Genomic DNA, 12,933 nt, shown 5'->3' with positions numbered 1-12,933 from the left:
CAGGACGAAAGGAAGGATTATAATGAGCTTTCAACATCAGGAAATCGAGAGAAAATGGCAAAAATATTGGGATAACAATCAAACATTCAAAACAAATACATTTTCTAATAAAGAGAAATTTTATGCACTTGATATGTTCCCTTATCCATCCGGCCAGGGGCTGCACGTTGGCCACCCGGAAGGTTATACGGCAACTGATATTTTAGCCAGAATGAAAAGAATGCAAGGATATGAGGTCATGCATCCGATGGGCTGGGACGCTTTTGGACTTCCGGCAGAGCAATATGCCATTGATACAGGAAACAGCCCTAAAGAATTTACAGAAGCAAATATTCAAACCTTTAAGAGACAGATTAAAGAGTTAGGCTTTTCTTATGATTGGGACCGGGAAATCAATACAACAGATCCTCATTATTATAAGTGGACACAATGGATTTTCAAAAAGCTTTATGAAAATGATTTGGCTTATATGGATGAAGTGGCTGTCAACTGGTGTCCTGCTCTTGGAACGGTGCTTGCCAATGAAGAAGTAATTGATGGGAAGAGTGAACGCGGGGGGCATCCGGTAGTTCGTAAACCGATGAAGCAGTGGATGCTTAAAATAACGGCGTACGCAGATCGACTGCTTTCTGATTTGGAAGAATTGGATTGGCCGGAAAGCCTGAAGGAAATGCAGCGTAACTGGATTGGGCGTTCCGAAGGGGCTGAGGTGACCTTCTCCATTGAAGGACATGAGGAAACCTTTACTGTATTTACAACACGTCCGGATACATTGTTCGGAGCAACGTATGCTGTTATGGCACCAGAGCATGATTTTGTTAAAAAAATTACAACCGCAGCACAAAAAGAAGCTGTGGAAAAATATTTGCATGACGTACAAACGAAGTCTGATTTAGAACGTACGGATCTTGCCAAAGAAAAAACAGGTGTATTTACGGGAGCCTATGCGATTAATCCTGTTAATGGAGAGAAGATGCCGATCTGGGTAGCAGATTATGTATTGATGAGTTACGGAAGCGGAGCAATTATGGCAGTTCCTGGACATGACGAGCGTGACTATGAATTTGCTTCTGTGTTTGATTTGCCAATCAGAGAAGTAGTCGCTGGCGGAAATATAGAAGAGGAAGCTTATACAGGAGACGGACCCCATGTTAATTCTGGATTTTTGGATGGACTGGATAAAGATGAGGCTATTTCTAAAATGATTGAATGGCTGGAAGTAAATAAAAAAGGGACAAAGAAAATCACGTATCGTTTGCGTGACTGGCTTTTTGCAAGGCAGCGTTATTGGGGAGAGCCGATTCCAATCATTCATTGGGAAGATGGCAGCATGACTGCTGTGCCGGATGAGGAGCTTCCATTGGAACTTCCGGAAATGACCGAGATTAAACCATCGGGAACTGGAGAATCTCCGCTTGCCACGAATGGAGATTGGGTAAATGTAGTTGATCCGAAAACAGGAATGAAGGGCAGAAGAGAAACAAATACGATGCCGCAATGGGCCGGCAGCTGCTGGTACTTCCTGCGCTATGTTGATCCGCATAATACGGAACAGCTTGCTGATCCAAAAGCATTGGAGGAATGGCTTCCAATCGACATATATATCGGCGGAGCAGAGCATGCTGTGCTTCACTTGTTATATGCACGTTTCTGGCATAAATTCCTTTATGATATTGGAGTTGTTTCCACGAAGGAGCCTTTCCAAAAATTATTTAACCAAGGGATGATTCTTGGAGAAGGTAATGAGAAAATGAGTAAATCAAAAGGAAATGTTGTTAATCCGGATGATATTATTTCTTCTCATGGCGCAGATACGCTAAGATTGTATGAAATGTTTATGGGACCATTAGATGCTTCTGTTGCCTGGTCAACAAATGGTTTAGATGGCTCCCGGCGTTTCTTGGATCGTGTTTGGAGACTGTATATCAATGATGATAATTCATTAACAGATAAGATTACAGATGAAGCTGCAACAGAATTAGATAAGGTTTATCATGAAACGGTTAAGAAAGTGACAGAGGACTTTGAGAATCTTCACTTTAATACAGGTATTTCTCAAATGATGGTATTTGTAAATGAATGCTACAAAGCAGAATCAATCCCGAAAAATTACGCAGAAGGCTTTGTGAAGCTTCTTTCTCCAGTCGCTCCGCATATGTGTGAAGAGATTTGGCAAAAGCTGGGCAATGAAGATTCTATAAGCCTTGCTGGCTGGCCTGCTTACGATGAATCGAAGCTGGTGGAAGAAGAAGTGGAAGTTGTTTTGCAGGTGATGGGCAAGGTACGTGCGAAACTAAGCGTTCCAGCAGGTACTGAAAAAGACGACCTTGAAAAAATGGCTTTAAATCAAGAAAGTATAAAAAAATGGCTGGACGGGAAGACAATTCGAAAAGTGATTGTTGTTCCAGATAAACTTGTTAATGTTGTAGCTAATTAATCCATTTTCTCTAACTGAAAACCGGGCTATAATCAAAATTCGCTTGGCAGAAATTGATTATAGTCCGGTTTTTCTATGTTTTCTTTATAAAAAATACTAACTGGAGGAATTATCCAAACGCGGAAGATCTGTTTGCAAGTCTGTTTCTAGCAGCATCCATTTCCCCTCATCATACATCCAAATCGATTCCACGGTTCCAATTCCGTCTGCATGATAAGCACCACTTATTTGCTGAAAGCTCTTAAGACCTTTTTGACCTTCATCGTCTAAGTCAATGATGTCAAAAAATGCAACAGGATCAATCATAAGTGTTGTAGGTTCCAGAAGTTTACCCTGCTCATCGTATAGCTTTAAACGGATATATTCTTCTTTTTGGCCCGAGACATCTAAAATGATGGGGTCTTCATCTGGAAGCAATTGAATGGACACTCGAAAACCATCCATAAATTCCCCTTTCACGGGCTGCTCTACTGGCAGTGGAAGCTCGATAAAATCATCTTTTTCCCATTGATTTAACTGAGAAGTATATAATCCGCCGCTTCCGCCGGTAGGACTCTGATAAAGAATATCCATGACACCGTTGTGAGTTAATTCTGCAAAATGTAATTCGGGATCGTATCCTCCACCATAGTTTATCCGCCATGTTTTATCAGTAGAGGGGCTGGAAATTTCAACCCAAATATCTTGATAATAAACACCATCTGCAGCAAATAATTTTCCTTTTAACTCTAACAGCTCTTTCTCTCCATCTCCTGTAACATCCTCTTCATACGTTTGGATTAGCATCGCATCATTCGAAGCTGCTTCTGCCGGAGCGAAAAAGAGAGCTAAAAACAATAAACTGATATAAGCCATCAATAACACCTTCTATTCATAAAATAATTAAGTTTTGCCTTAGTTTAATCAAACGATTTGAATCCTATTCATAATGCATTTAATATAATAAAGAAGGAAAACAGAAGGAGATGAGAGAAAATGGCAGATATAAAAGAGCTTACACCGGCAGAAGTGGATACTATCAGAGAAAACGATAATATTCAGTTGATCGATGTCAGAGAAGATGAAGAAGTAGCACAAGGAATCATTGAAAATGCTTTGCATATTCCTTTAGGCGATATACCGGCTGCTTATGAGAAATTAGATAAAGATAAGGAATATATTATGATTTGCCGGTCTGGAAGAAGAAGCCATAACGCAACCGCTTTTTTACAAGAGCAAGGGTTTAATGTATCAAACATGAGCGGCGGAATGCTGGAGTGGGATGGAGAAATTATTATTAAATAATTCCATAAGCGTGACGAATTTATAGACTCTATAGAGGATATTCCGCGGGAAAATAAATTCCCGCGGGATTTTTATGCTGAGCAGGAGTAAGGTAACCAGACAATACGAGATTTATAATTTAATGAAGGGAGTACAAAAAAGGACATAATACAGCTTTATTTAATCCCTTCATTAGATAAAAAGAAATTTTCTCGTTTTGTGTTGACTTAATTTGTCGATAATGCTATAATAAATTTCCAGCGTTGAGTTAGCGCTTTTGTAAAAATAATTTTATAAAAAAGTTGTTGACGCAGCATTGGTTATCTGATATATTAATAAAGTTGCTGATTTGAAACAGCAACAAACAAAATTGCTCTTTGAAAACTGAACAAAACAACCAGTACGAAAGAAGAAAGACAACCTCGTTTTTCTTAAAAAATAAGTCAGAAGTTGACTTCTGAAAGCTAATGTTTCAAACACTTTTATGGAGAGTTTGATCTTGGCTCAGGACGAACGCTGGCGGCGTGCCTAATACATGCAAGTCGAGCGCGGGAAGCGAACGGAACTCTTCGGAGGGAAGTTCGTGGAACGAGCGGCGGACGGGTGAGTAACACGTAGGCAACCTGCCTGTAAGACTGGGATAACTCGCGGAAACGCGAGCTAATACCGGATAACACTTTCTATCACCTGATAGAAAGTTGAAAGGCGGCTTTTGCTGTCACTTACAGATGGGCCTGCGGCGCATTAGCTAGTTGGTGAGGTAACGGCTCACCAAGGCGACGATGCGTAGCCGACCTGAGAGGGTGATCGGCCACACTGGGACTGAGACACGGCCCAGACTCCTACGGGAGGCAGCAGTAGGGAATCTTCCGCAATGGACGAAAGTCTGACGGAGCAACGCCGCGTGAGTGATGAAGGTTTTCGGATCGTAAAACTCTGTTGTCAGGGAAGAACAAGTACGATAGTAACTGATCGTACCTTGACGGTACCTGACCAGAAAGCCACGGCTAACTACGTGCCAGCAGCCGCGGTAATACGTAGGTGGCAAGCGTTGTCCGGAATTATTGGGCGTAAAGCGCTCGCAGGCGGTTCTTTAAGTCTGATGTGAAATCTTGCGGCTCAACCGCAAACGTGCATTGGAAACTGGAGGACTTGAGTGCAGAAGAGGAGAGTGGAATTCCACGTGTAGCGGTGAAATGCGTAGAGATGTGGAGGAACACCAGTGGCGAAGGCGACTCTCTGGTCTGTAACTGACGCTGAGGAGCGAAAGCGTGGGGAGCGAACAGGATTAGATACCCTGGTAGTCCACGCCGTAAACGATGAGTGCTAGGTGTTAGGGGGTTTCCGCCCCTTAGTGCTGAAGTTAACGCATTAAGCACTCCGCCTGGGGAGTACGGCCGCAAGGCTGAAACTCAAAAGAATTGACGGGGACCCGCACAAGCGGTGGAGCATGTGGTTTAATTCGAAGCAACGCGAAGAACCTTACCAGGTCTTGACATCCTTTGACCGCTCTAGAGATAGAGTTTTCCCTTCGGGGACAAAGTGACAGGTGGTGCATGGTTGTCGTCAGCTCGTGTCGTGAGATGTTGGGTTAAGTCCCGCAACGAGCGCAACCCTTAATCTTAGTTGCCAGCATTTAGTTGGGCACTCTAAGGTGACTGCCGGTGACAAACCGGAGGAAGGTGGGGATGACGTCAAATCATCATGCCCCTTATGACCTGGGCTACACACGTGCTACAATGGACGGAACAAAGGGAAGCGAACCCGCGAGGTCCAGCAAATCCCATAAAACCGTTCTCAGTTCGGATTGCAGGCTGCAACTCGCCTGCATGAAGCCGGAATCGCTAGTAATCGCGGATCAGCATGCCGCGGTGAATACGTTCCCGGGTCTTGTACACACCGCCCGTCACACCACGAGAGTTCGTAACACCCGAAGTCGGTGAGGTAACCTTTGGAGCCAGCCGCCGAAGGTGGGACGAATGATTGGGGTGAAGTCGTAACAAGGTAGCCGTATCGGAAGGTGCGGCTGGATCACCTCCTTTCTAAGGATATATAACGGAATTCGTACGTGGTTGTTTGGTTCAGTTTTGAGAGAGCAATTCTCTCAAAGGAAGTTTGTACCTTGAAAACTAAATAAGAGTAACAACGACATCAAACTTTAAAAATAAGGCAAAAAAGCTATTGATATAGCGACACAACTGATTACATTCTGTAATCAGCCATCTTATTCAAAAACTTTAGTTAAGTGAATAAGGGCGCACGGTGGATGCCTTGGCACTAGGAGCCGATGAAGGACGGGACTAACACCGATATGCCTCGGGGAGTTGTAAGTAAACATGATATCCGAGGATTTCCGAATGGGGGAACCCACTGTTCGTAATGGAACAGTACATCTATCTGAATACATAGGGTAGGTGAGGCAGACCCGGGGAACTGAAACATCTCAGTACCTGGAGGAAGAGAAAGAAACATCGATTTCCTGAGTAGCGGCGAGCGAAACGGAAAGAGCCCAAACCAAGAAGCTTGCTTCTTGGGGTTGTAGGACATTCCATTGGAGTGACAAAGAAATTCTTTAGATGAATCGACCTGGAAAGGTCAGCCAAAGAAGGTAACAGCCCTGTAATCGAAAAGGAATTTCCTCCGGAGTGTATCCTGAGTACGGCGGAACACGTGGAATTCCGTCGGAATCCGGGAGGACCATCTCCCAAGGCTAAATACTCCCTAGTGACCGATAGTGAACCAGTACCGTGAGGGAAAGGTGAAAAGCACCCCGGGAGGGGAGTGAAATAGAACCTGAAACCGTGTGCCTACAAGTAGTCGAAGCCCGTTAATGGGTGACGGCGTACCTTTTGTAGAATGGACCGGCGAGTTACGATCGTATGCAAGGTTAAGTGGAAGACACGGAGCCGTAGCGAAAGCGAGTCTGAACAGGGCGAATGAGTATGCGGTCGTAGACCCGAAACTGTGTGATCTACCCATGTCCAGGGTGAAGGTCAGGTAACACTGACTGGAGGCCCGAACCCACGTATGTTGAAAAATGCGGGGATGAGGTGTGGGTAGCGGTGAAATTCCAATCGAACACAGAGATAGCTGGTTCTCTCCGAAATAGCTTTAGGGCTAGCCTCAAGATAGAGAGTACTGGAGGTAGAGCACTGATTGGACTAGGGGCCCCTACCGGGTTACCGAATTCAGTCAAACTCCGAATGCCAGTTACTTACGCTTGGGAGTCAGACTATGGGTGATAAGGTTCATAGTCGAAAGGGAAACAGCCCAGACCGCCAGCTAAGGTCCCAAAGTATACGTTAAGTGGAAAAGGATGTGGCGTTGCACAGACAACCAGGATGTTGGCTTAGAAGCAGCCATCATTGAAAGAGTGCGTAATAGCTCACTGGTCGAGTGACGCTGCGCCGAAAATGTACCGGGGCTAAACGTATCACCGAAGCTGCGGATTGTTCTTACGAACAATGGTAGGAGAGCGTTCAAAGTGCTGCGAAGTCAGACCGTGAGGACTGGTGGAGCGCTTTGAAGTGAGAATGCCGGTATGAGTAGCGAAAAAAGAGTGAGAATCTCTTTCACCGAATGCCTAAGGTTTCCTGAGGAAGGCTCGTCCTCTCAGGGTTAGTCGGGACCTAAGCCGAGGCCGACAGGCGTAGGCGATGGACAACAGGTTGATATTCCTGTACCACCTCATGATTGTTTGAGCAATGGGGGGACGCAGGAGGATAAGGAGTGCGCACCGATGGATGTGCGTCCAAGCATGCGAGGAAGTCAGATAGGCAAATCCGTCTGACATGATTCTGAGCTGTGACGGGGAGGGAAATAGAGTACCGAAGTTCCTGATTTCACACTGCCAAGAAAAGCCTCTAGTTAGATCATAGGTGCCCGTACCGCAAACCGACACAGGTAGGCGAGGAGAGAATCCTAAGGTGAGCGGGAGAACTCTCGTTAAGGAACTCGGCAAAATGACCCCGTAACTTCGGGAGAAGGGGTGCTCACTTGTGAGTGAGCCGCAGTGAATAGGCCCAAGCGACTGTTTAGCAAAAACACAGGTCTCTGCGAAGCCGAAAGGCGAAGTATAGGGGCTGACACCTGCCCGGTGCTGGAAGGTTAAGGGGAAGAGTTAGCTCTTCGGAGCGAAGCTTTGAACCGAAGCCCCAGTAAACGGCGGCCGTAACTATAACGGTCCTAAGGTAGCGAAATTCCTTGTCGGGTAAGTTCCGACCCGCACGAAAGGTGCAACGACTTGGGCACTGTCTCAACGAGAGACCCGGTGAAATTATACTATGCGTGAAGATGCGCATTACCCGCGACAGGACGGAAAGACCCCGTGGAGCTTTACTGTAGCCTGATATGGAATGTTTGTGCAGTTTGTACAGGATAGGTGGGAGCCTTTGAAGCGTGAGCGCCAGCTTACGTGGAGGCATCCGTGGGATACCACCCTAACTGTATGACCATTCTAACCCAGGACCGTAATCCGGTTCGGAGACAGTGTCAGGCGGGCAGTTTGACTGGGGCGGTCGCCTCCTAAAAGGTAACGGAGGCGCCCAAAGGTTCCCTCAGAATGGTTGGAAATCATTCGAAGAGTGTAAAGGCAGAAGGGAGCTTGACTGCGAGACCTACAAGTCGAGCAGGGACGAAAGTCGGGCTTAGTGATCCGGTGGTTCCGCATGGAAGGGCCATCGCTCAACGGATAAAAGCTACCCCGGGGATAACAGGCTTATCTCCCCCAAGAGTTCACATCGACGGGGAGGTTTGGCACCTCGATGTCGGCTCATCGCATCCTGGGGCTGTAGTCGGTCCCAAGGGTTGGGCTGTTCGCCCATTAAAGCGGTACGCGAGCTGGGTTCAGAACGTCGTGAGACAGTTCGGTCCCTATCCGTCGTGGGCGTTGGAAGTTTGAGAGGAGCTGTCCTTAGTACGAGAGGACCGGGATGGACACACCGCTGGTGTACCAGTTGTTCCGCCAGGAGCATAGCTGGGTAGCTACGTGTGGTAAGGATAAGTGCTGAAAGCATCTAAGCATGAAGCCCCCCTCAAGATGAAACTTCCCATCACTTGAAGTGAGTAAAATCCCTCAGAGACGATGAGGTTGATAGGTCCGAGGTGGAAGCGTGGCGACACGTGCAGCTGACGGATACTAATCGATTGAGGACTTATCTAAGTTTTTTCATGTCACGTTACTCTTATTTAGTTTTCAGGGTGCAAATTCTTACATATTTTTTGAAATTAGTACTTGATTTTTTCTCAAAAACGATTATAATATTGATTGTTACTGATTTTTAAAACATTGTCTGGTGGCGAGAGCGAAGAGGTCACACCTGTTCCCATGCCGAACACAGAAGTTAAGTTCTTCAGCGCCAATGGTAGTTGGGGGCTTCCCCCTGCGAGAGTAGGACGTTGCCAGGCAGCATATTGAAAAAGAGTTAAGCATCATGCTTAGCTCTTTTTTTATTTAGAAATATATGAAAGAATGTTACTGAACGAAAAATCGCTAGGATAAACATCGACCAAGCATTCTATTTATAAGCTAGCATTAATACAAGTTTTTAGTACTTCTATTTAGCTGTTATTATAATCATACATAAAAAATAGAATTTTATTGGTGTACTGTCTTTGAAATATACGTGCTGTATGGTGAACCTCTTCAAATGTGTATGTATTATTTGAAGACATTCATAAAAATCCACGATAAGGAACATATACAATGAAGGACTTTCTTTATATTGGATATATCTCATAAATCCATTCTATACCGATTATCCGGGAGAGGAAAATGAGTGTATTTTTTTGTGGCATAGGAAATTATAGAATTATTGCTTTGTGGATAACTATTTATAGAAAAAAGCCGCGTCCAGCTCCGGGCGCCAAACTTTAGAGACTTCGCGTTGTACCCTGCGATAAAGAAGACTCAGCGATTAGCGAAACGACAGACAGAGCTAAAGTCGCGCTTATGCTTCGAGGGTAAAAAAGAAATTCGCTTTTTTTCTGCGAGATCTTTGCCCTGGGCCCGGGACTGCGATTACTCGTCTCATCGAAAACCGTCGTAGCGGACATCTTCTTGGCAAGCACACCGAAGTTTTAAAGAACAAGCTGTATTCTTGTTTTTTTAACTTCGTTCCTCTTCGATATTTGAATTTTAAATTACATACTAAAAAGACGAGAAGTATCCAGGTTTAATGGTACTTCTCGTCTTTTTCCTTATTTAGATATATTCCATCGGTTATTAATGGAATCTGTTATACTTGTAATCGCTCCGTCTCCGGTAACATTACATGCTGTACCTAAGCTGTCTTGAGCAAGATATAGTGCAATCATTAAGGATACCATTGTCGGCCCGAAGCCTAACATGGATTCAAGCAGGCCGATAGAAGCCATAACAGCTCCGCCAGGTACCCCAGGCGCTGCAATCATCGTCACTCCCAATACAAGTAAGAAAGGAAAAACAGATCCAAATGTGATGGAGTCTCCCTGTAAAAATAAAACTGCAGTTGCACAGCTTAACAGGGTAATAGTGCTTCCTGATAAATGAATATTAGCAAGTAAAGGAATCGTGAAATCAGCAATATTGCTTTTTACCTTTAATTTTTTGGACTGTGCTAATGTAACAGGTATTGTAGCAGCGGAGGATTGAGTTCCAAGCGCTGTGAAATAAGCCGGCAGCATGGTTTTTAACATCCGGAAAGGATTCTGTTTACTCAATGCTCCAGCAACTGAATACTGAAAGATTAAATATAAAACATGTAACAGAATAATCATCACAAAGACAACTGCGAATACTTGTAAAATAGAAGCGACCTGTCCTGCATGTGTCATGTTGGCAAAGATTCCAAAAATATGAATTGGCAGTAATGGAATAATTGCTTTGCTGATAACTAATTCGACAATAGAGCGAAAATCAGTAAATACTTTTAATAACGTATCATTTTTTAATGCTGCCATTCCAATTCCTAAAATAAACGAAAGAATAAGTGCGGTAATTACTTCAAAAGGCGGATGAAGCTCAAAATCCAAAAAACCTTCCAGCAGTGCGCCGCTTGGGTCATTAAACATTGTTAATGACTGTCCGCTTAAAATAGATGGATACAGATTGCTTGCAGCTGTATATGCTACAATACCAGCGAAGATAGTTGATACATAAGCAATTAAAGCTGTAATCGATAATAATTTTCCGGCTCCTTTTCCCATATAACCAATTCCGGGTGCGATAAACCCTAAAATAATTAGAGGGATGATAAAGCTGAGGAATCCGCCAAAAATATCATTAAATGTGGCGAACAATCGAATAAGCCAATCATTTGCAATTATTCCGACAATAATACCGAGAGTAATTGCAATAATAATACGAAATAATAAACCAAAGCGTTGCATAAGAAACTCTCCAATCTGGTTTGTAAATAATATGTAACGGACATAGTATAACTCAAAATTAAGACGATAGCCAGACTTTATTAAGTAAAACGAATGGAAAAAGAAAGGAAGTCAGCTATTTATTCATATGTTTCAAATGGTTTAGAAATGCAGCCCAAGATTATTATTTTTTGTAGAATATAGAAAAGAGAAGCATCCCGGAGGATACTTCCCAGTCTGAGATATTAACTCATTCCAAATGGTCCTAATGTTTCCGTCTCCTTGTTTCCTGAACCTGATTTTTGTTTAGAGCTGAAAAAAGGAGCTGCTTGCTGCAAAGCCTGACCTACATTTTGTTGTTGATTGGTCATAGAATAAAAAGTGGCTGCACCAATACCGACAGAGGCAACCAATGGAAGCCAAATTGAGTTTTTTTCCATACTAATCCTTCCTTTCAACATATGTGAAAAAGACAGTTAGTAAAAGCTGGCCAGTTGATAGATGGCAAGCTCAGACAGGCTTATTATTTCCAGAGGAAAATAAATTATGAAAGACATTAATTAACAGCATCTATAGTTGTATCTAAGGCTGCATTCATGCCGGCTATTCTTCCGGTAACGAGTGCAGAAGTAATATTATACCCGCCTGTATAGCCATGTATATCTAAAATTTCTCCGCAAAAATATAGGCCATGCATGATTTTTGATTTCATGGTGTTTGGTACAATTTCTTTAATTGAAATACCTCCGCCAGTAACAAAAGCTTTTTCCATTGGAAGACTGCCGTGTACTTGGAAGGAGAAATTTTTAATTTCTTTTGTAAATTGAAGCATGGTGTTTTTCGAGATATTGGCACATTTTTGTTCAGAGCCGATGACATGCGTTTCCATTAAATAGTCAAGAAGACGTTCAGGAATCAGTCCTTTGACTGCATTTTTAAACGCTTTTTTTGGATTATCTTCAAGGGTATGCATGATTTGTTTAAATAAATCATCTTCGGTTATTTCGGGTAAAATATCGAGATGCATTTCTACAGCATCTCTGCCCCGCATCAGCTCTTTAACGACAAACTGGGAACAGCGCAAAACGGCAGGACCGGAAATACCAAAATGAGTGAAAATCATATCCATCTGATGGGTGATAATTGGTTTTCCCCGTTTATTTAATACGCTTAAACGAATATCTCTTAGAGATAAGCCTTGAAGTTTTTTTTGCTTAATAAAGGCTTCTTTCGAGGTGAGCGCTACTTCTGTCGGGTAAAGTGTCGTTACCGTATGACCGGCAATTTTAGCCCATGGATAAGCATCACCTGTCGAGCCAGTGTGAGGTACCGCTTTTCCGCCGGCTGCCAGAACGATGGCGGCAGCTTCTATAGAAGGTTCTTCATCGAAGTGTACCTTGTGCAGATTCTCCCCATATTCTATTGCAGCTGCTTTTGTATTCATTTTTACGGTGACACCTTGTTCTTTTAATTGATTAATAAGTGCATTAATCACATCCATTGCTTTGTTGGATTCTGGAAACATTCTGCCATGATCTTCCTCCTTTAAAGCAATCCCGAGACCTTCAAAATAATCGATAATATCATAATTATTAAACACTGAAAAAGCACTATATAAAAATTTACCATTGCCAGGAATATGTTTTATTACTTCCTCCTGCGGTAAACGGTTTGTTACATTACAGCGGCCTCCGCCGGAGATGGCTAATTTCTTGCCCAGCTTTTTTCCTTTTTCAATCAGCAGTGTTTTGGCGCCGTGCTCTGCAGCAGATATAGCTGCCATTAATCCAGATGGCCCTCCGCCGATGACGACAACATCATAATCCAAGGTTTCTCATTCCTTTCTTTTCCTTCCGTATCGTAGCACTTTCTATAAAAATGTACAA

6 protein-coding genes and 3 rRNA genes are annotated in these 12,933 nt (G+C 43.5%); 5 read left to right on the top strand and 4 right to left on the bottom strand.

Features of this window, described 5'->3' with window-relative positions; translation table 11 throughout:
• Positions 1-22: 22 nt before the first annotated feature.
• A complete protein-coding gene (leuS, locus tag MKY45_RS16830) occupies positions 23-2,437 on the top strand; it encodes a leucine--tRNA ligase (protein ID WP_341173138.1) in 2,415 nt (804 codons plus the stop codon).
• Positions 2,438-2,533: 96 nt separating this feature from the next.
• Here leuS and MKY45_RS16825 read toward each other — a convergent pair whose 3' ends face one another.
• Complete coding sequence (locus MKY45_RS16825) at positions 2,534-3,292, bottom strand: hypothetical protein (RefSeq protein WP_042530713.1); 759 nt, start codon at positions 3,290-3,292, stop codon at positions 2,534-2,536.
• 120 nt (positions 3,293-3,412) lie between these two features.
• On the opposite strand from MKY45_RS16825, the gene MKY45_RS16820 reads away from it, so the two are divergent.
• From MKY45_RS16820 to rrf, 4 genes are all read left to right on the top strand, one after another.
• The gene (locus MKY45_RS16820; RefSeq protein WP_042530715.1) at positions 3,413-3,721 is read left to right on the top strand and encodes a rhodanese-like domain-containing protein; all 309 of its coding nucleotides are present in this window, start codon (positions 3,413-3,415) and stop codon (positions 3,719-3,721) included.
• Positions 3,722-4,181: 460 nt separating this feature from the next.
• Positions 4,182-5,742: ribosomal RNA gene (locus tag MKY45_RS16815) — 16S ribosomal RNA — on the top strand.
• 197 nt (positions 5,743-5,939) lie between these two features.
• A 23S ribosomal RNA gene (locus MKY45_RS16810) occupies positions 5,940-8,861 on the top strand.
• Positions 8,862-8,990: 129 nt separating this feature from the next.
• Positions 8,991-9,106, top strand: a 5S ribosomal RNA gene (gene rrf / locus MKY45_RS16805).
• The 16S, 23S and 5S rRNA genes sit together here, the layout of an rRNA operon.
• Before the next feature lie 792 nt (positions 9,107-9,898).
• Here rrf and MKY45_RS16800 read toward each other — a convergent pair.
• From MKY45_RS16800 to MKY45_RS16790, 3 genes are all read right to left on the bottom strand, one after another.
• A complete protein-coding gene (locus MKY45_RS16800; protein WP_341173137.1) occupies positions 9,899-11,068 on the bottom strand; it encodes a dicarboxylate/amino acid:cation symporter in 1,170 nt (389 codons plus the stop codon).
• Positions 11,069-11,292: 224 nt separating this feature from the next.
• Positions 11,293-11,487: a hypothetical protein gene (locus tag MKY45_RS16795; RefSeq protein ID WP_042535593.1), complete on the bottom strand. Its 195-nt coding sequence runs from the start codon at positions 11,485-11,487 to the stop codon at positions 11,293-11,295.
• Positions 11,488-11,603: 116 nt separating this feature from the next.
• Positions 11,604-12,875 carry a BaiN/RdsA family NAD(P)/FAD-dependent oxidoreductase gene (locus MKY45_RS16790; RefSeq protein WP_341173136.1) on the bottom strand — a complete coding sequence of 424 codons (1,272 nt, stop codon included), beginning with the start codon at positions 12,873-12,875 and terminating at the stop codon, positions 11,604-11,606.
• Between the last annotated feature and the right edge of the window lie 58 nt (positions 12,876-12,933).

The sequence above is a fragment of the Oceanobacillus sp. FSL K6-0251 genome, from assembly GCF_038004725.1.
Lineage (GTDB): Bacteria > Bacillota > Bacilli > Bacillales > Amphibacillaceae > Oceanobacillus > Oceanobacillus oncorhynchi.
This window is presented reverse-complemented; position numbering and strand designations above follow the sequence as displayed.